Source organism: Actinomadura sp. ATCC 39365 (assembly GCF_054392275.1).
In genome coordinates this window covers 10853693-10871848 of the sequence record NZ_CP184335.1, presented here as the reverse complement: position 1 = coordinate 10871848, position 18156 = coordinate 10853693, and the positions used below count along the sequence as shown (strand labels likewise).

The following is an 18156-nucleotide window of genomic DNA, read 5'->3' as shown; positions in this document are numbered from 1 at the left end:
CTGCGCTTTGCCCGACTCACTCACCCGCGAGGGCACGACCACCTCGGTGGTGCTGCTCGCCACGACCCCGGCGTGCCGGCTCTCCTGCGCCGACGGCACGCTCCTCGACCGGCTGAGCGACCAGTTCGCCGCGCTTCCCGTCCGTGACGTCCAGGTGGTGACCCCCGGTGGCGGGCTCGGGGCCGACCTGCGCGGGGTGGCCAAGATCGCCCGGGTCTCCTCGGGCGCGATCGTGGTGCTCCCCGCCGACCTCGTCGCCCACACCGAGGCGCTCGCGCTGCTGCTCGAACATCCCGCGCGCGACACCGGGGCGCTGGTCTCCCACGACGACGCCGGCGCCCCGATGCGGCCGCCCGTACGCGTCGAGTCCGGCCGGGTGGTCGCCGCCGGCAGCTCGTTCCACACCGTCCCGGAGGCCAACGCCACCTTCAGGGGCGTGCTCCAGACCGGCGAGGCCGACCTGGCGTCCCTGGCCGACATCGCCGAGGAGCTGGCCGAGCTGGCCGACCTGGGCAGGCTCGGCCCGGTCACCCCCGTGGAGGCGGTCGACCTGCTGCTGGTGGGCCTGGTCAGAGCCGGCGTACGGGTGCGCGCCGCCTCGATCGGCCCGCTGCACGCCGACCGCGTGACCGGCCAGCACGCCGCCGACAGCGCCCTGACCAGGCTCGCCGAGGTCGACGAGGCCAGGGTCCGGCTCGACACCTCGGTCAAGGAGGACGACGGCTTCTTCGCCACGTTCTTCGTCTCGACCTGGTCGCGCCACCTGATCAGGCCGGCCGTCCGCCTCAAGCTCACCCCCAACGCCGTCACCGGCGTCTCGATCGGCCTGGCCGCGCTGGCCGCCGTCTGGTTCTCGGCCGGCACCCAGGCCGGGCGGGCGGCCGGGGGCGCGCTGTTCCTGATGTCGTTCGCGCTCGACTGCCTCGACGGGCAGCTCGCCCGCTACACCCGCACGTTCTCCCCGCTCGGCGCCTGGGCCGACGGCATGGCCGACCGGCTGAAGGAGTACCTGGTCTACGTCGGGCTCGCCTTCGGCTACGGAGGGACCGCGATCTGGTACCTGGCCGCCGCCGCGATGATCACGCAGGTCGTCCGCCACTCCATCGACTACTCCTACGCCGGGGCGTTGGCCGACGCGGGCCGCGTCGGCGCGCTGTGGGCCAGGCCCGCCCGGTCGCTGCTGGAGCCGGCCGACGCGCGGCACGCCCACGGGATGCTCGGGCTCGCACAGCGGCTGGAGCGCGACTCGCTCGCCCGCTGGCTCAGGAAGATCGTCGTGCTGCCCATCGGCGAGCGGACGGTGCTGATCGCCGTCACCGCCGCCGTGTGGGACGCCAGGGTGACGTTCGTGGCCCTGCTCTGCTGGGGCGGGGTCGCCGCCCTCTACCAGCTCGCCGGGCGCGTCGCGAGGTCGGCGCGGTGAGGGCCGCCGGGGCGGATGTGCCGAGGGCGGCGGTTCGCCGGATCGGGAGGTGGGCAGCGTGATCTCCGTGCACATGACCCCCGTGCCAGAGAGCAAGGTCGTCGCCTACCGCGACGACGGGCCGCTCTCGCGCGCGATGGGCCTGCTCGTGGCCGGGCAGCTCCCGCCGCTGCCGCCGGTGATCGCCGGCACGTTCGTCACCGGCGTGCTGCTGCTGATCGGCGTGGCCGGGTCCGACGGGCTCGCGGTGTTCGCGCCCGCCGTGACGCTGCTGCTGGCCGGGCCGGGCAGCACCCATCCGCACGACGGCCGCTTCGACTGGCTCGTGCCGCCGATCCTGCGGCTCATCGAGTACAGCTTCGTCGCTGCCTGCGGCTTCGCCCACGGGCTGCCGCCGGTGCTGACCTTCCTGCTGCTCGGCGCGCTCGCCTTCCACCACTACGACCTGGTCTACCGGCTGCGCCAGCGCGTCTACCCGCCGGCCTGGCTCTCGACGCTCGGCCTCGGCTGGGACGGCCGGATGATGGCGGTCTCGCTGGCCGCCCTGGCCGGCTGGATGACCGCCGGGTACGTGCTGCTGACCCTCTACCTGTGGGCGCTGTTCGGCTGGGAGAGTGTCACGTGCTGGCTGGCCGCGCCCCGATCGGGCGCCGAGGCGAGCGAGATGGGAACGCAAGACTAACGCCGGATTACCCGCGAAGGGGCCAAAGGCAACTAACCTTTGGGCACACGTAGTCATGCTCGACCGAGGAGTGCACGTTGCTGGGAATGGTTCTGGCCGCCGGGGCCGGACGACGCCTGCGGCCGTACACCGACACGCTGCCCAAGGCGCTCGTGCCGGTTGACGGCGAAACCACGATCATGGACATCTCGCTGCGCAACCTCGCCGAGGTGGACCTGCGGGAGGTCGTGGTCGTCGTCGGTTACGCGGCGCAGGCCGTGCACGACCGCAAGGAGGAGCTGGAGAGGCGCCACGGCGTCAAGCTCACCCTCGTGCACAACGACAAGGCCGAGGAGTGGAACAACGCCTACTCCCTGTGGTGCGCCCGCGACTACTTCGCCCAGGGCGTGCTGCTGGTCAACGGCGACACCGTCCACCCCGTCTCGGTCGAGAAGACGCTGCTGGCCGCCCCCGAGACGAGCGACGTCCTGCTCGCGGTCGACAACGTCAAGAAGCTGGCCGACGAAGAGATGAAGGTGACCCTCTCCCCGGAGGGCTCGCTGCGCCGCATCACCAAGCTGATGGACCCGGCCGAGGCGTACGGCGAGTACATCGGCGCCACGCTCATCAGGCCCGGCGCGGCCGAGCGGCTGGCCGACGCGCTCAGGACGACGTTCGAGCGCGACCCCCAGCTCTACTACGAGGACGGTTACCAGGAGATGGTCGAGCGCGGCGAGGCGATCCACGTCGCGCCCATCGGCGAGGTCGACTGGGTCGAGGTGGACAACCACGACGACCTGGCCAAGGCTCGCACCATAGCCGTTCGCTACTAGAGGGAGCGCGCATGCCGCTTCTAGCGAGGATGCTGCCGGCGCCCCTGACCATGGAGGTCAGGCGTGGCGCCGTCGCCGAGCTCGGCGCCCTGCTGGCCGACAGCCGCGTGGCCACCTCCGGCCGGGTGGCCGTGGCCGTCGGGCCCGGCCAGGGCGACCACATCGAGCGCCTGATCGCCCCCACCCTCGACGAGGCGGAGGTGTTCAGGGTCAGCGACGGGTCGGTCGAGGCGGCCGTCTCACTCGGCGCCGACCTGCGCAAGGGCGCCTACGAGGTCGTCGTCGGGGTCGGCGGCGGCAAGACGATCGACGCGACGAAGTATGCCGCCTCCCTCGCGGGCATCCCCATGGTGGCCGTGGCCACCAACCTCTCCCACGACGGCATCTGCTCGCCCACCGCCTCCCTCGTCTACGAGGGGGGCAAGGGCACGTTCGGCGTGCCGATGCCGCTGGCCATCCTGGTCGACCTCGACTTCGTGCACAACGCGCCCAAGTCGCTGGTCAGGGCCGGCATCGGCGACGTCGTCAGCAACCTGTCGGCGATCGAGGACTGGCAGCTCGGCAGCGTCGAGCGCGGCGAGCCCATCGACGGCCTGGCCTGCTCGATGTCCCGCACCGCCGCCGAGGCGCTGGTCGGCCGGAGCGACGGCATCGAGTCCGACGCGTTCCTGACCGTCCTGGCCGAGTCGCTCATCCTGTCCGGCATGTCGATGGTCGTCGCCGGGTCGTCGCGGCCCGCGAGCGGTGGAGATCATGAGATCCTTCATGCCGTGGATCAGCTTTTCCCCGGCACCTCCAACCACGGCGAGCTCGCCGGCATAGGTGCCGCCTTCTGCTTCTTCCTGCGGGAGGACGCCGCCAGGGTGGCCCAGGTCGTCGACTGCCTGCGCCGGCACGAGCTCCCGGTCGTGCCCGCCGACATCGGGCTGACCGGCGAGCAGTTCGCCGAGGTCGTCGCGCTGGCGCCGTCGACCCGTCCCGGCCGTTACACGATCCTGGAGCACCTGCGCATGCAGGACTCCGAGATCCGCGATCGGGTGGGGGACTATGTCCGGGCCTTCGGTAGCTGAGCTGCGGCGGGTCGCCCAGCCCGAGGGCCATCTCGACCGCAGGAACGGCGAGCACTGGGCAGGCGTGCTCTACATGCGCCGGCTGTCCATCTACGTCACGTGGCTGACGAGCAAGACGTCGATCACGCCCAACCAGCTCACCTGGGTGATGACGGTCGTCGGGATCGCGGCGGGCTTCGTGCTGGCCCTGCCGGGGCTGTGGGCGGCCGTGCTGGCCGCCCTGCTCGTCCAGGCCTACCTGCTGCTCGACTGCTCCGACGGCGAGCTGGCCCGCTGGACGGGCAAGACGTCGCTGGCCGGGGTCTACCTCGACCGCGTCGGGGCCTACTTCACCGAGGCCGCCGTGCTGGCCGGGCTCGGCTGGCGGGCCTCGGCCGTCCTGCCCGACTGGTACACCGTGCTCGGCTTCGCCGCCGCGCTCGGCGCCATCCTCATCAAGGCCGAGACCGACCTGGTGGAGGTGGCGCGGGCCAAGGGCGGGCTGGGCGCGTCCTCCGAGGCGTCGGCGGTGCAGTTCCGTTCGGGGCTGCTCGGTCTGGGCAGGAGGGTGCTGGCGGCGACGAAGTTCCATCGGATCATGCAGCCGATCGAGCTGTCACTGCTCGCGGTGGCGGCCGCGGTGATCGACCTGGCGACCGGCACGCTCGGGGCCTCCCGCGTGCTCATCGTGGCCTGCGCGATCGCCGCCGCGCTGCAGACCGTGCTCCATCTGATCAGCATTATGGCGTCGAGGCGGCTTGGGTGATCTCATGTCGGAACCGGAGGAGCTTCCCGTCCGTCGTATTGATCGGACGTTCGCCGTTCGGTGGGGGTTCACCATCGGTTCCGATACGCTTAGCTCCACCATTGTCAACAAGATGCAGACCAGCAGACTCGGTGATCATGAAAGAATGCTCCGCTCGTGTCCTCAACGCGTCAGGACGATGACCCGTTGAAGATTTCGTGCGTCATCCTCACCATGGGCAACCGGGTCGCGGAGCTGAACCGGGCCGTCGAGTCCGCGCTCAACCAGGTCGACGGCGACGTCGAAGTGGTGATCGTGGGCAACGGCGCCGACGTGCCCCAGGTGTCGGCCACGCCACCCGAGGGCTCGGCCGCGGTCGTGAAGACGATCCGGCTCGACAACAACACCGGCATTCCCGCCGGCCGTAACCGCGGCGTCGAGGAGTGCTCCGGCGACGTCGTGCTGTTCCTCGACGACGACGGCTGGTACGCCAACCAGAAGGTCGTCGCCCACGTGCGCGACCGGTTCGCCACCGAGCCCGACCTCGCGGTGATCTCCTTCCGGGTGATGGACCCCGAGGGCGGCGTCGGCCAGCGGCGGCACGTGCCCCGGCTGCGCGCGGGCGACCCGCAGCGCTCCTCGCCGGTCACCACGTTCCTCGGCGGCGCCTCGGCCGTGCGGCGTTCGGCCTTCCTCCAGGTCGGCGGCCTGCCGGAGCGGTTCTTCTACGCACACGAGGAGACCGACCTGGCCTGGCGCCTGCTGGGCGAGGGCTACCGGATCGAGTACGACGCCGAGACCGTCATGTACCACCCGCAGGTCCCGCCGACCCGCCACGCGCAGTTCTACCAGCTCAACGCCCGTAACCGGGTGTGGCTGGCGCGGCGCAACCTGCCCTGGCCGCTGGCGTTCCTCTACCTGACCAACTGGGTGGTGCTCACCCTGATCCGCGAGCGCCGTTCGGGGGTCGCGATCAAGGCGTGGTTCTCCGGCTTCTTCGAGGGGCTGCGCACGCCGGCGGGCGAGCGCCGTCCCATGGCCTGGCGCACCGCCTGGCGCATGGTCAAGCTCGGCCGCCCGCCGATCGTCTAGACCGCCTCCGCCTCGCCGAAGGTCATCGAGGCATGGGAGACGGTCGAGGCGAACAGCGCCCGCTTGGGCAGCCCCAGCTCGCTGAGCTCCTTGGCGATGGGGTGGTTGCCCAGGCGGATCAGCGCGCCGCCCGGCCGCACGCGCGTGCCCCTGGCCCGTACGGACCAGGGGATGCGCCGCGTGACGCCCTCCAGATGGGTGAAGGCGTCGAGCGGCGCCATGGCGGCCGGCGCCGGCACGCCGGGCCTGATCAGCAGGTCGAGCACGAGCCTGCCGTCCTTGCGCAGTACACACCGCTTGTACGGCGACCCGAGCCGCAGCTCGATGTCGGCCAGTTCCTTGGGGAAGCCCCAGATCGTCCGCCCCGCCTCCAGCGTGAACCGCTGGTCGACGGGCAGCCAGTGGACGAAGACGCCCGCGCCGCGCAGGTCACCGAGCCCGACCGAGCCGGCCGCCCCCGGCCGCCGGATCAGGAAGGCCATCCCGAACTCGTGGTAGGTGTCGAGGTCGCCCTCGCGGTAGTCGACGAACAGCAGCACGCACACGGCCTTGCCGGGGAACACCTCGGCCACGTCGAGGCCGGAATAGGCGATCACCGCCCGCGCCGCGTCGGCCCGCACCGCGTAGAAGGCGCTGCAGACCTCCGCGTCCTCCACTCGCACAGGCATGCCCACCGTCCGGCCCTGGATCAGATGCGATGCCATGGGTCCAGTACATCAACCCGGAAGCCCGCTGGCCATTCCTACACCGCCAGCGCGTGTTCGGGCAGGCCCGCCCACGACTCGGCCAGCTTGACGAAGTCCGCCGCCCGGTCGGGCCAGTGGTGGCGCAGCCGGGCCTCGGCGTGCCCGACCGCTCCCAGGTCGGCCCGCCGCACGGGGTCCTCCTTGAGGTCCAGGACGGCGTCCAGCAGCGCGTCCACGTCCCGGGGCACCACCAGGCCGCAGCCGACGGCCCGCACCAGCGGGGCGGCCTGCGGGGTGGCGATCACCGGCAGGCCGCGGCCCATGTAGTCGAGGATCTTCGTGGGCGGCCCGGTCACGGTGTCGGCGGCCAGGGACAGCCCGGCCAGCGCGCCCTCGGACATGCGCAGGGCGTGCCGGTTGGGCACGTACCCGAACCAGTCGAGCAGGCCGACACGCTGGGCGTCGCGCAGCAGCGGGCGCACGTCGCGGTCGGCGGCGCCGATGAGGTCCATCCGGATGCCGTGCGGCGCCAGGCGCTCGGCCAGGGCGATCAGCTCGGCCACGCCGCGCTCGGCCGACAGGCGGCCGATGTGCACGACCCTGGTGTCGCCGGGAGGGGGCGGGCTGGGCGACACCAGGGTCGCTTCGGGCACCTCCGCGGAGGTGATCAGGTGGTGCCGTCTTTCCGCGCGGGCCCGCCGCCTGGGCGAGACGTCCTCGCGGACGTCCCAGACGACCGGAGGGCGCCGGTGGGGCAGCGCGCGCAGCAGCCGGTGGTCGTGCACGATCAGCAGGTCGGCGTCCCGCACGCCGCGCCTGAGCGCCGCGCGGGCCTTCCCGTACGGGGCCTGCCGGGCGACGTCGACGGCGGTGAGCCCGACGGCCGGGGTGACGTTGTAATAGGTGAACGGCGCGACGTAGGTCACCTCGTGGCCCGCGTCGAGCAGCGCCCTGATCTGCCGGTGCATGATCCGGGCGTCCTCGGGATGATGGACGGTGGTGGCGACACATGCGCGCATGCGTCGATGCTCCGCGCCTACCAGGTCAAGGGCGTTAACTCAGGTGGAAGGGCCGCTTAACTTCCAGAGGGGCGGCGATAGAGCCAGGTCAGGCGTGGTTCGAGCACCCACTTGAAGACCGTGCGCGTCTCCGGCAGGCACAACACGATCGCCAGGGCGAACGAGCTGCACGCGATGGCGAGCACGCCGAGCGGCCCGTGCAGCCACGGCAGCGCCAGCCAGCCCTGGTCTTTGGCGATCAGGACGGGGATGCCGTGGAGCAGGTAGCAGTAGAGCGTGCGGGTGCCGAGGTCGGAGTACCAGGTCTCGCCGCGCGGCACCAGCGCCAGCACCGCGAAGGACATCGCCAGGGCGCACACCAGCAGCCCGACCTTGAGCAGCAGGCCCATCCACCAGGACAGGTCCATGTCCTGGAAGCTGTTCTTGAAGTAGAACGGCGCGAGCGGCGCCTTGGGCGCGATGACGATGGCCACGGCCGCCGCGCAGAGCAGCGTGACCCCCGAGACGATCTTGATCCACAGCTTGTCGAGCATCTCGAAGTGCTCGGGCTGCATCACCAGGCCGATCACGAAGAACGGCAGCAGGCCGAAGAAGCGGTCCATGCTGAAGTCGCCCGCGATCTGCGAGAACCCGGCGAACATGTAGATCGCGATGGCCACCGGGACCGGATGCTTCATCCGCTTCCACACCGGTGTGGACAACCGCCAGAACAGCAGCGCCAGCAAGTACCAGTTGAGCCACGCCGGATCGATGATCGTGAGGCTCCACTTCTGGCCGAGCCCGGAGCGGACGGCGGCGTAGCCGATCTCCACGATCACGTACGGCACGACGAACGTGTCGACGAGCTTGTTCGTCTTCGCGTTGGAGTTCCAGAAGTTCCTGGACAGATAGCCACTGATCAGCACGAACAGCGGCATGTGGAACATGTAGATGTAGATGTAGAGCGCTCTGGAGGAATGGGCCGAGAGCGTGGGCACCAGCGAGTGGCCCAGCGGCACGAGCGCGATCAGGATGAACTTGACGTTGTCGAGGTAGGGGTCGCGCCTGCGCTTGGGCGGCTCGGGCTCCTCGGCGGGCTCCTGCTGCTCCTCGGGGCGCTCGGCCGTCGCGATGCCGTGGGGGTCGGTCTGGTTGCCCCAGACGGACTCCTGGGGCAGGGGCCAGCGAGCTCCAGTGTTCGCCGGCCCGCCTTCCTCGACGGGGCCGTCAGGGCTCCGCGGGGTCGTGACCGGTGGGGAGAACTTTGTGTCAGACACTGGGGAGCTCAGCTTCGCTAGGGGCCGGGGTGCACGACGCAACTCTGACATTTCATACTTACAACCGCCTTAACAGCGGCCATGTCGCGCTGCGTCGCCGACCCGCAAACATTATCCCGATCTAGTGGTCCCTGTCTCACGAGAGGTCCGGTTCCACAGGGAACTTGGAGCCTCAGGTGCACACGTTCTTCTGGTCGGCGGCGGTGATGGTGCTGTTGTTCACGCTGTCAGGAAGCTTGGTCACCTTGACCGACTTGAAGTCGGAGCCGACGACGAGCTGGATCACCGGGGCGCCCTTGCCGCCCGCGCCGGCGGCCGTGCCGGTCGTGCCGGAGGTGTAGGGCTGGGGGTTGGTCGCGGTGACCTTGCCCGCCGCGGGAGCCGGCTTGGGCAGCACCGCGCCGGACAGCACGGCCGCGTAGTCGGCGCCGGTGGCGGCGCCCTTGGCGTAGTGGATCTCGCTGGAGGGCAGGCTCGCGCCGTCGGCGGCCTGGTAGTTGCCCACGCCGACCACGTTGAAGCCCTGCTTGGCCAGCTCGTCGGCCACCAGGCGGGCCTTGCCCGGCGTGGTGGTGCCGTTGAGCACCTGGACCTTCACCTGCTCGGGCTTCGGCGTGACCTTGGGCTTGGTGGTCGCGCTGGCGCTCGGCGAGGGGCTCGCGACCTCGGTGTCGCTGATGATCGAGGCCCACAGCGCCGAGGCGTCGGGCTCCTTCCAGATCACCCGGTTGGTGTCTTGAGGGTCGGGCAGCCACGGGATCGTGGTGAGCTGCACGCCGCCCGCGGTCAGCTCCTTGGCGCTGGTGGCGATGTCGATGAGCTGCTGGGTGTCGTTGGCCAGCTCGGGGTCCATGGTGACCGAGCCCGCCGCCGCCTTGATGAAGCCGGTCAGCTTGCCGATGTCGGTGAGCAGCTCGCTGCTCGTGGCCTTGGCGATGACCTTGCTCAGGAAGATCTGCTGGCGCTTGATGCGCTGGATGTCGCTGCCGTCGCCGTAGTGGCGCAGGCGTACGTAACCGAGCGCCTTCTCGCCGTTGAGCAGGCTCTTGCCGGGAGGCAGGACGAGATGGGACGCCCTGTCGTTGACGCCGGACTTGAGGCAGATCTCGATGCCGCCGAGGGCGTCGACGATGTTCTTGAAGCCGCTGAAGTCGACCTCGACGAAGTGGTTGATGCGGATCTGGGTGAGCGTCTCGATCGTGGAGATCGTGCACGCGATGCCGCCGGAGTTGTACGCCGAGTTGATCATGTCCCGGCGGGGCGGCATCTCGGCCTTGGTGGTCTCGTTCTTGCACTTCGGGATCTGCACCATCGAGTCGCGCGGGAAGCTGATCAGGCGCGCCTTGTCCCGGTTGGGGGAGATGTGCATGACGATGATCGTGTCGGTGCGCTTGCCGCCGGCATCGGCCGTCCTGGCGAGCTGCTGGCCGTATTTGGAGTTGCCCTTGCCCGCGCGGGTGTCGGAGCCGACGAGCAGCACGTTGAGCGCGCCCGTGTCGCGCGGACGCGGGTTGATGATGTCCTCTTTGACGCTCTTCTGGGTGATGTTGCCGAAGGCGTCGCGGTAGACGGTGTAACCGGTCAGCGCGCCGGCCACCATGACCGTGGTGGCGGCGATGCTGACCCAGGCCAGCACCCGCATCTTGCCCTGACCGCCGCCGCCGTCGCCGCGGTGGCCGCGCGTGGGCCGGTCGTCGGGCGAGGGAGGCGGGGAGCCCGCGGCCCTTCGCGCCATCCGGCTGCCCGGAGCGCTGGGGGCGACCCTGGCGTCCTGGACGGACGCGCTCCTGTAGTCACTCATACGCCCCCTAGCCTCGTTCCTTGCGCCAACGCGCCGGCTTGGTCGCTCCGCGCCACGAGATTAGGTCACGTACGGCGTGCCCGGTGCCATGACCGCCGGAAACGACCGTGACCCGGGCGTGATGTTTCCGCGGCACAGCATACTCAGAGCCGGACATTTCGTGGAATATCATTGCCAAAGTCTTTCCCGCTTTCTGACCGTCTCCGCAGGTCAGGCCGGACACTCAGGGCCCCCGCGAGGCAGGCCAGAGGCACGGCCGGGAGCACGTACCGGTAGTCGAACTCGGCCACGGCGGGCGGTGTGACGAGCAACACAACGGCTGCCGCCCAGGGCACCAGCCACGCCGGCGGACCGGCGTGCCGCAGGCCCCGCGCCCGGCGCACGGCGGCCGCGACGGGCGGCGCGAGCAGGAGCGCCAGCAGCACCGGGCCGGGCAGGCGCACCACGCTCTGGTAGCCCCGCAGCCATCCGGCGTAGGGCTCGACGATCTCCGTACCGATCGCACCCTGCTCGTAGAGCTTGGCATAGTCGGCGCCGACCTGCGCGGGATAGCGGCCAGGTGGTCCGGGCGGGGTCACCGGGAACTCGTAGTAGGCGTAGATCTCCGCGTCGGGGTAGACCGGCCGCCCCCACGCGAACGTGCGGGCCAGCTCGGCCAGCACCGAGCCCGCGTAGTCGAGCGGCTGGCTGGTGACGGCGAGGGTCGCGAACCTGGAGGCCAGGTCGTCGTTCGCCGTCGAGAACGTGATCCCCGGCAGCTTCACCAGCGGGGAGTCCTTGCTCCAGATGTACTCCTGCGACGGCGGACGCAGCTCCGGCGGACGGGGGTCGCACAGCACCCGCAGGTCGGCCGGCGGGTTCATCCTGGCGCAGTCGGCGAAGGACATCGTTCGGGCGTAGAGGAAGACGCCGTTCGCGCCCACCAGGCCGACGCGGTGGTAGGTGGCGTAGAACCAGCCGCCGTAGGCGATGACCGGGACCAGCGCGGCGGCGAGCAGCACCCCGGCCAGGCCCACGCGCCTGCGCAGCACGAACCACGCGGCCAGGACGACGATCAGCGGCTGACCGACGGTCCTGGTCAGGGTGGCGGCGGCCAGCAGCAGGCCGACGGCGGCGACGGTGGCGCGCTTCTCGGTCAGGCTCAGCGTCACGGCGGCCACGACCAGGAACAGGAACAGCGTGTCGGAGACCAGCAGGTGCTCCAGCTCGATCTGGTACGCGTCGAGCAGCACCGGCACGGCCGCGAGCGTGCGCGCCCAGCGCGGGGCCCGGCGCGCGGCCACGTAGACGAGAACGCCGGTGGCCAGGCCGAGCAGGTGTTGCGCGGCGGTGACCGCCCAGAAGCCGTGGAAGGGCTCCAGGAGCTTCATGAACATCGAGTAGCCCGCCGGGCGCACCAGGTCGGGGCGCGGCCGGAAGACGGTGACGACGTAGGTGTAGGAGTCGGGGAACCACAGGGCCGGGCGGTAGCCGAGCATGGCGAGCGCGCGCAGGGCCGCGCCGACCGCCAGGACCCCGGCGAACCAGCCGTGCCGCCGCCACCACCCGGGCTCCCGGACGCGCGCGAACCACTTGGGCTTCTGGACGCGGGCGGGGGTCCCCGCGCGCGGCTCCGGATTCACCCGCTGGTCATCCCGCTCCTCCTGCACCTCGCGTACGCTACCCGCGTTTCCGCGGACGCCGTGACCGCGGTGTTGGATACGCTCGCTCACCGATGGAACGTGATCGATCGGGCCGCCTCCTGGCCGCGTTGTCGGTGTCGCCCGCGCTCGCCCTGGCCGGCTGGCTGCTCGTGGGCCTGCCGCTGCTGCTGGCCGGCCGGTTCGCGCCGCTGCCCGCGCTGCTGCTCGGAGTGCCCGCGGCGGCGCTGCTGTGCTGGGCGGGCACGCGCGGCGTCCTGCGCGGGAGGCGGGGCGCGGGCCAGGGCGTCCAGGCCACGCCCTGGCAGGTGGCCGGGGTCGTGGCGGTGGCCGCCGGGTCGGGCGTGTTCAACGTCGTCATGCATTCCGAGCAGCTGCTCGTCCGGCGCGACCCGGCGACCTACGCCCAGTACGCCGCCTGGATCGCCGGGCACGGCTCGTTGCCGATCCCGGATCAGGCGGCGGCGTTCGGCGGCCACCACCCATCCCTGTACTTCGACAGCGTCGGCACGTACCCGGTGGACGGCGGGGTGGTGCCGCAGTTCATGCCGGGGCCGCCGCTGGTGTTCGCGATCGGCGACTGGCTGGGGGCGCCGTTCGCGGTGCCGGCCGTGCTGGGGGCGCTGGCCGTGCTGACGGTGGCCGGGGTGGCGGCGCGGCTGGCCGGTGGCCGGTGGGCGGTGCTCGCGGCGGCGGCGTTCGCGGTGAGCCTGCCGATCCTCTACACCTCGCGCACGACGTTCAGCGAGATCCCGTCGCTGATCCTGCTGTTCGGCGGGCTGGCGCTGGCCCAGGACGCGATCGAGGCCGAGCGGCCCGGCTGGCGGCAGGGGCTGCCTGCCGGGCTGGTCCTGGGGCTGGCGGTGCTGGTCAGGGTCGACGGGCTGCGCGACGTGCTGCCGGTGCTGGCGTACGCGGGGCTGCTGGTCGCGATGCGGCGCTCCGGCCGGCCGCAGGGCGCGGTGGGGGTGCCGCTGCTGGCGGGGCTGGTGGCGGGGGCGGGGCTCGGGCTGCTGGCGGCGTACGCGCTGGCCCGGCCGTATCTGGAGTATCTGTCCGGGTCTGTTCGGCCGCTGCTGCTCATCTGCGCGGTGGTGCTGGTGCTCACGCCGGTCGGCGTGGCCGCCGCGCCCGCGCTGGCCGGGATCCGGCCGCCGCGGTGGCTGCCGACGGCGGGGGCCGTGCTGGTCATGCTGGTGATGGCCGGTCTGTACGCCCGCCCCTGGTTCCAGACCGTGACCAGGAAGGCCGCGAACGTCGACGACGCCCGCACGGCCGAGTTCATCGCCCAGATCCAGCAGGCGAACGGCCTGCCCGTCCAGGCGGACCGGCTCTACTTCGAGCTCTCGCTCCACTGGGTGACCTGGTACATCGGCATCCCGGCCGTCGTCCTGGCCACGCTCGCGGCGGCCGTGCTGCTGCGCAGGCTGCTGCGCGACGGCCGGCCGTTCGTCTGGCTGCTGCCGCTGGCGGTGATCGGCTGGACGACGGTCACCACGCTGCTGCGGCCCGAGATCACCCCCGATCAGCCGTGGGCCTCCCGGCGGCTGGTCCCGGTCGTGATCCCGGGCCTGATCGTGCTGGCGGTGTGGGGCCTCGGCTGGCTGCGCGAGCGGTCGTGGCCGCGGGAGCCGGTCCGGCGGTGGGCGACGGTCGCGGGGGTGCTGCTGGTGCTCGCGCCGCCGGTGGTGACCTCGATCGGCACCGCGTTCACGCCGGTCGAGCGGGGGGAGGCGGCGGCGGTCCGGTCGATGTGCGCGGCGCTCCCGGCCGAGGCGTCGGTGCTCTTCGTCGAGCGGGTGACCGGCGACCGTTTCACCCAGCTCGTCCGCGGGATGTGCGGACGTCCGGCGGCGCAGGTGGCGCGGCCCCCAGGGCGTGACCTGGCGGCGGAGCCGGAGGTCCGGGCCGCCGTCGAGAGGGTCAGGGCGGCCGGCCGGGTGCCGGTCGTGCTGGCCGCCGACCCCGGTCAGGTGGCGCCCTACGGAACGCCGCGCCAGATCATGGCCCTGGCGACGCGGCAGGACGAACGCTCGCTCGTCGACCCGCCCAATGGCACCTGGTCGTTGCGGGTGAACGTATGGATGGCGGTGGGTTGACCCCGGTCCGGGAAGATCGCGATAGTTCTGGACATGTCTGACACCGACGAGCTGTCGTTCGGCGACGACCGGGAGCCCTGGTTACGGCCCTGGATCAGAGCCCACCAGAGGACGGCGGCGATGATCGTGGCGGCCGTCCTCCTGGTGGCGGCGCTCGGCGGGGGCGGCTGGGCCCTGCACCTGCGCTCGCTCCAGCCCTCACCTCCGCCGGAAGGCGCGCTGCCCGTCGTGGACGGTTTCACCGTCACGCTGTGCACCGAGGGCACCGAGGGCTGCCCGCGCGGCACCGCCGAGCGGGTGCTGGCGCTGGTCCGGCGGATCCCCGAGGCGGTCGCGCCCACGCTGGTGCCCGCCGACGAGATCGAGCGGCGCTGGGCCCAGACGGCGGTCGTCACCGAGGGCCTGACGGGGCTCCGCGCCGGGGGCTGGGTCCCACAGATCGAGGGCGGGGTGCGCGGCCCGGCCGACTACGACGCCGTCCGGCGCGGGCTGGCCGGGGAGAAGGGCGTCCTGCTCCTGCCTCGGATGCCCGACTTCTGGCAGGGCAAGGCCGACCTGACCGTCGTGATGTGCGGTCAGGGGCAGGAGGACGCCGCCTGCCGGACGGTGGCGACCGAGGCGCAGCGCGACGCCGTCGTGGCCCGGCTGCGCGAGCTGGACGGCGTGGCCGAGGTGTTCCTCCAGGACAAGCCGTTCGGGCTGCGGCTGGCCCGGCTCCATCGGGGCGACGCGCGGCCTCTCACGCTCGCCGAGATCCCCGAGGTGCTGTACGTGCGGTTCGACGACCCCGCCAGGGCCAGGGCCGTCGGTCAGGAGATGCTCAGGATGCCCGGCGTAGGATGGTCACAGCTGATCAAGCGAGTGTAAAGCCCGTCGATGTGGACTCGGCTTCCAGCGGGGCAGAGTACCCTCGACCCCCGTGAGCACGCTTGAGACCCCCAAGAGTGGACCTGCCGTGGAAGAAGCGCCGTACGTCACGATCGTCCTGCCCTGCTACAACGAGCAGGACCACGTCATCGACGAGGTCGAGCGCATCACGCGGGCGATGGACTCCAGCGGCTACACCTACGAGCTGGTCGCCGTCGACGACTGCTCGACCGACCAGACCCTGGCCCGGCTCGAAGAGGCCGCGCCCGAATACCCCCACCTGCGCATCCGCGCCTTCCACCGCAATGGCGGCTCGGGCACCGTGCGCCGCATCGGCACGCAGGAGGCCAGGGGCGAGATCGTCGTCTGGACCGACGCCGACATGACCTACCCCAACGAGCGCATCCCCGAGCTGGTCCAGATCCTGGAGAAGGACCAGACGGTCGACCAGGTCGTCGGCGCGCGCACCAGCGAGGAGGGGTCGCACAAGATCCTGCGGGTGCCGGCCAAGTGGGTGATCCGCAAGGTGGCCGAGAAGCTCGCCGGCCAGAAGATCCCCGACCTCAACTCGGGGCTGCGCGCCTTCCGCAAGTCGGTGGCCCGCCCCTACCTGCGGCTGCTGCCGCCCGGGTTCTCCTGCGTCACGACGATCACGCTGTCGTTCCTGTCCAACCAGCACGACGTCTACTACCTGCCGATCGAGTACGCCAAGCGGGCCGGCAAGTCGAAGTTCAGCTTCGTCTCCGACGCCTACCGCTACATCCTGCAGGTGCTACGGATGATCATGTACTTCAACCCGCTCAAGGTGCTCATGCCGCCCGCGCTCTGGCTGGTGGCGATCGGGTTCGTGAAGGGCGTCTGGGACATGGTCCGGCAGCCGTTCTACTTCCCGGCCAACACGGTCATGATCTTCCTGTCGGGCCTGCTGATCGGCTCGGTGGCGCTGCTGGCCGACCTGATCGTGCGGTCGCGGGGGGAATAGCGCGTGCGGATCGCGATCGTCGGCCCGACCCATCCGTACAAGGGTGGCGGGGCGCAGCACACCACCGAGCTGGCGCACCGGCTGGCGGCCCAGGGCCACGACGTGGTGATCGAGTCGTGGCGGGCCCAGTACCCGTCGTTCCTCTACCCCGGGCAGCAGACGATCTCCGAGCCCGAGGGCACGCCGTACCCGCGGACCGCGCGGCGGCTCGACTGGCGGCGGCCCGACGGGTGGTTCGCGGCGGGGCGCCGGTTGCGCACGGCCGACCTGGTGGTGCTGGCGGTGCTGAGCTCCGTGCAGGTTCCTCCGTACCTGGGGATCCTGTCCGGGATCGGGCGGAAGGCCCGGACGGTCGCGCTCTGCCACAACGTGCTGCCGCACGAGCGCAAGCCGTACGACCAGCCGCTGATGAAGGCGCTGCTGCGGCGGGTCGACGGCGTGCTGGCCCACTCCGAGCAGCAGGCCGAGCTGGCCAGGGGGCTCGCGCCGGGCAAGCCGGTCGGGGTGGCGGGGCTGCCGCCGCACCTGCCGTCCACGTCGGCCGAGAAGTCCGGCGGGGTGCGCCGGCGGTTGTTGTTCTTCGGGATGGTACGCCCGTACAAGGGGCTCGACCTGCTGCTGCGGGCGCTGCCCGAGGGGATCTCGCTGACCGTGGCGGGCGAGTTCTGGGGCGGCCTCGACGGGACGAAGGCGCTGATCGACGAGCTGGGCCTGGCCGGCCGGGTGGAGCTGCGGCCCGGGTACGTCCCCGCCGCCGACGTGCCGAAGCTGTTCGCCGCCGCCGACGCGCTGGTGCTGCCGTACCGGAGCGCCACCGCCAGCCAGAACGTCTGGCTCGGCCACGAGCACGGCGTGCCGGTGATCGCCACCCGGGTGGGCGCGCTGGCCGACCACGTGACCGACGGCGTCGACGGCCTGCTGGTCGAGCCGGGCGACGCCGGGGCGCTGCGCGCGGCGATCGAGCGCTTCTACGCCTCGGGCGAGCCGGAGAGGTTGCGGTCGGGGGTCAAGGCGGTCGATCCCGAGCCGTTCTGGGCGGCGTACGCCGGCACGCTGCTCGGCATCTGACGGGCGAGCACGAACGCCACCCCCGCGGCGACCGCGTCGGCCAGCGTGAACGCCAGCCGCGACACGATCGCCACCGCGATGGCCGGAGCGGTGCCGATGACCGGCCCGAGCACCAGCACGAGCGCGCCCTCCCGCACGCCCACCCCGGCGGGCACCACGAAGGCCAGGATGCCGGTGCACCAGGCGAACGCGTACGCGCCGGTCGCCACCAGGTAGAGGTCGGGGCGGCCGGACAGCAGCCAGGTGTGCAGGCCGTAGACGAACCAGCCGAGCGCGGTCCAGGCGACCGCGACGACGACCGTGCGGCCGGGCAGCACGCTCTCCAGCGGCTCCTTGCGGGCGATGCGCAGCGCCAGGTTGAGCCCCCAGGTGAGCACCTTGGGATGCAGGCACACGATGATCATCGGGACGAGCAGCACCACGTACCAGGCCCGGCGGACCGCCTCGTGCGAGCTCAGCGTGGCGGCGGCGATCGAGATGCCGACGCCGAGGTTGACCACCAGCCCGAGCGAGATCGTGGCGAACGTGCGCCGCGGCGGGCTCCCGTGATCGCGCCCGAGGTCCATCATGGCCGCGTACGCCCACACCGCGCCCGGGATGTACTTGCCGAGCTGACCCACGAACATGATCCGTCCGGCCACCCGCAGCGGCAGCCGGGTGCCGAGCCCCGCCATGATCTGCCGCCAGGCCACCAGCATGCAGACCTGCCCGGCCAGCACCGCCCCGAACGCCCCGAGCACCGCCCACGGCGACAGTCTGGCCAGGGCCTGCGTGGTGTCGTGCCAGTTCCGCGCCAGGCCGTAGCCGAGGAAGGCGAGGGCGACCAGCGCGAGCAGGACGCGCAGCAGGCGGCGCAACATCAGCCCAGGCTACGCGGGAGCCCGGGGAGAGCCAGCATGTGGGCCAGGTCAGCCTGCCGAGGCCCGCGGCGCGGG

The 18156-nt window shown here is 71.7% G+C and carries 16 protein-coding genes; 10 read left to right on the top strand and 6 right to left on the bottom strand.

From position 1 onward, the window contains the following. Window positions 1–7 precede the first annotated feature (7 nt). The 6 genes from ACNF49_RS51835 (at window position 8) to ACNF49_RS51810 (ending at window position 5803) form a co-directional block, all read left to right on the top strand. Complete coding sequence (locus ACNF49_RS51835; protein WP_482942255.1) at window positions 8–1423, top strand: CDP-alcohol phosphatidyltransferase family protein; 1416 nt, start codon at window positions 8–10, stop codon at window positions 1421–1423. 58 nt (window positions 1424–1481) lie between these two features. Beyond that, window positions 1482–2105, top strand: a complete 624-nt coding sequence (locus ACNF49_RS51830; RefSeq protein WP_357970156.1) for a DUF5941 domain-containing protein — start codon at window positions 1482–1484, stop codon at window positions 2103–2105. Window positions 2106–2182: 77 nt separating this feature from the next. After that, window positions 2183–2917 (top strand): phosphocholine cytidylyltransferase family protein, encoded by a 735-nt coding sequence (locus tag ACNF49_RS51825; protein ID WP_357970159.1) that lies wholly within the window; start codon window positions 2183–2185, stop codon window positions 2915–2917. A gap of 29 nt (window positions 2918–2946) precedes the next feature. Then, a complete protein-coding gene (locus tag ACNF49_RS51820; RefSeq protein ID WP_357970668.1) occupies window positions 2947–3987 on the top strand; it encodes an iron-containing alcohol dehydrogenase family protein in 1041 nt (346 codons plus the stop codon). After that, the gene (locus ACNF49_RS51815) at window positions 3965–4732 is read left to right on the top strand and encodes a CDP-alcohol phosphatidyltransferase family protein (protein ID WP_482942254.1); all 768 of its coding nucleotides are present in this window, start codon (window positions 3965–3967) and stop codon (window positions 4730–4732) included. The genes ACNF49_RS51820 and ACNF49_RS51815 overlap by 23 nt, the downstream gene beginning before the upstream one ends. A 186-nt stretch (window positions 4733–4918) precedes the next feature. Further along, window positions 4919–5803, top strand: coding sequence for a glycosyltransferase family 2 protein (locus ACNF49_RS51810; protein ID WP_357970163.1), 885 nt, complete (start codon window positions 4919–4921; stop codon window positions 5801–5803). On the opposite strand, the gene ACNF49_RS51805 is transcribed toward ACNF49_RS51810, so the two are convergent. The 5 genes from ACNF49_RS51805 to ACNF49_RS51785 form a co-directional block, all read right to left on the bottom strand. Further along, the gene (locus tag ACNF49_RS51805; RefSeq protein WP_482942253.1) at window positions 5800–6507 is read right to left on the bottom strand and encodes an acetoacetate decarboxylase family protein; all 708 of its coding nucleotides are present in this window, start codon (window positions 6505–6507) and stop codon (window positions 5800–5802) included. The genes ACNF49_RS51810 and ACNF49_RS51805 overlap by 4 nt on opposite strands. Before the next feature lie 38 nt (window positions 6508–6545). Beyond that, window positions 6546–7508, bottom strand: a complete 963-nt coding sequence (locus ACNF49_RS51800; RefSeq protein WP_482942252.1) for a glycosyltransferase — start codon at window positions 7506–7508, stop codon at window positions 6546–6548. Between the two features lie 56 nt (window positions 7509–7564). After that, window positions 7565–8764 (bottom strand): acyltransferase family protein, encoded by a 1200-nt coding sequence (locus ACNF49_RS51795; RefSeq protein ID WP_357970171.1) that lies wholly within the window; start codon window positions 8762–8764, stop codon window positions 7565–7567. A gap of 172 nt (window positions 8765–8936) precedes the next feature. Next, window positions 8937–10565, bottom strand: a complete 1629-nt coding sequence (locus tag ACNF49_RS51790; RefSeq protein WP_482942251.1) for an LCP family protein — start codon at window positions 10563–10565, stop codon at window positions 8937–8939. A gap of 143 nt (window positions 10566–10708) precedes the next feature. Next, complete coding sequence (locus tag ACNF49_RS51785) at window positions 10709–12214, bottom strand: hypothetical protein (protein ID WP_357970177.1); 1506 nt, start codon at window positions 12212–12214, stop codon at window positions 10709–10711. A gap of 65 nt (window positions 12215–12279) precedes the next feature. On the opposite strand from ACNF49_RS51785, the gene ACNF49_RS51780 reads away from it, so the two are divergent. From ACNF49_RS51780 to ACNF49_RS51765, 4 genes are read left to right on the top strand one after another with little or no spacing between them, the layout of a single operon-like run. Continuing rightward, window positions 12280–14304 carry a glycosyltransferase family 39 protein gene (locus ACNF49_RS51780; protein ID WP_482942250.1) on the top strand — a complete coding sequence of 675 codons (2025 nt, stop codon included), beginning with the start codon at window positions 12280–12282 and terminating at the stop codon, window positions 14302–14304. Window positions 14305–14337: 33 nt separating this feature from the next. Next, complete coding sequence (locus ACNF49_RS51775; protein WP_482942249.1) at window positions 14338–15171, top strand: hypothetical protein; 834 nt, start codon at window positions 14338–14340, stop codon at window positions 15169–15171. A gap of 52 nt (window positions 15172–15223) precedes the next feature. Further along, entirely contained in the window at window positions 15224–16153 is a 930-nt protein-coding gene (locus ACNF49_RS51770; protein ID WP_357970185.1) for a glycosyltransferase family 2 protein, read from the top strand. A 3-nt stretch (window positions 16154–16156) separates the two neighbouring features. Beyond that, window positions 16157–17221, top strand: a complete 1065-nt coding sequence (locus ACNF49_RS51765; protein ID WP_357970188.1) for a glycosyltransferase family 4 protein — start codon at window positions 16157–16159, stop codon at window positions 17219–17221. On the opposite strand, the gene ACNF49_RS51760 is transcribed toward ACNF49_RS51765, so the two are convergent. Next, the gene (locus tag ACNF49_RS51760; RefSeq protein WP_482942248.1) at window positions 17122–18081 is read right to left on the bottom strand and encodes a lysylphosphatidylglycerol synthase transmembrane domain-containing protein; all 960 of its coding nucleotides are present in this window, start codon (window positions 18079–18081) and stop codon (window positions 17122–17124) included. The two genes, ACNF49_RS51765 and ACNF49_RS51760, sit on opposite strands and share 100 nt — an antisense overlap. Between the last annotated feature and the right edge of the window lie 75 nt (window positions 18082–18156).

What these genes read in the sequence shown, in the direction of transcription:
- ACNF49_RS51775 (WP_482942249.1), top strand. Translation starts at nt 14,338, where the DNA reads ATGTCTGACACCGACGAGCTGTCGTTCGGCGACGACCGGGAGCCCTGG.
- ACNF49_RS51790 (WP_482942251.1), bottom strand. Translation starts at nt 10,565, where the DNA reads ATGAGTGACTACAGGAGCGCGTCCGTCCAGGACGCCAGGGTCGCCCCC.
- ACNF49_RS51820 (WP_357970668.1), top strand. Translation starts at nt 2,947, where the DNA reads ATGCTGCCGGCGCCCCTGACCATGGAGGTCAGGCGTGGCGCCGTCGCC.
- ACNF49_RS51780 (WP_482942250.1), top strand. Translation starts at nt 12,280, where the DNA reads ATGGAACGTGATCGATCGGGCCGCCTCCTGGCCGCGTTGTCGGTGTCG.
- ACNF49_RS51800 (WP_482942252.1), bottom strand. Translation starts at nt 7,508, where the DNA reads ATGCGCGCATGTGTCGCCACCACCGTCCATCATCCCGAGGACGCCCGG.
- ACNF49_RS51760 (WP_482942248.1), bottom strand. Translation starts at nt 18,081, where the DNA reads ATGTTGCGCCGCCTGCTGCGCGTCCTGCTCGCGCTGGTCGCCCTCGCC.
- ACNF49_RS51815 (WP_482942254.1), top strand. Translation starts at nt 3,965, where the DNA reads ATGTCCGGGCCTTCGGTAGCTGAGCTGCGGCGGGTCGCCCAGCCCGAG.
- ACNF49_RS51805 (WP_482942253.1), bottom strand. Translation starts at nt 6,507, where the DNA reads ATGGCATCGCATCTGATCCAGGGCCGGACGGTGGGCATGCCTGTGCGA.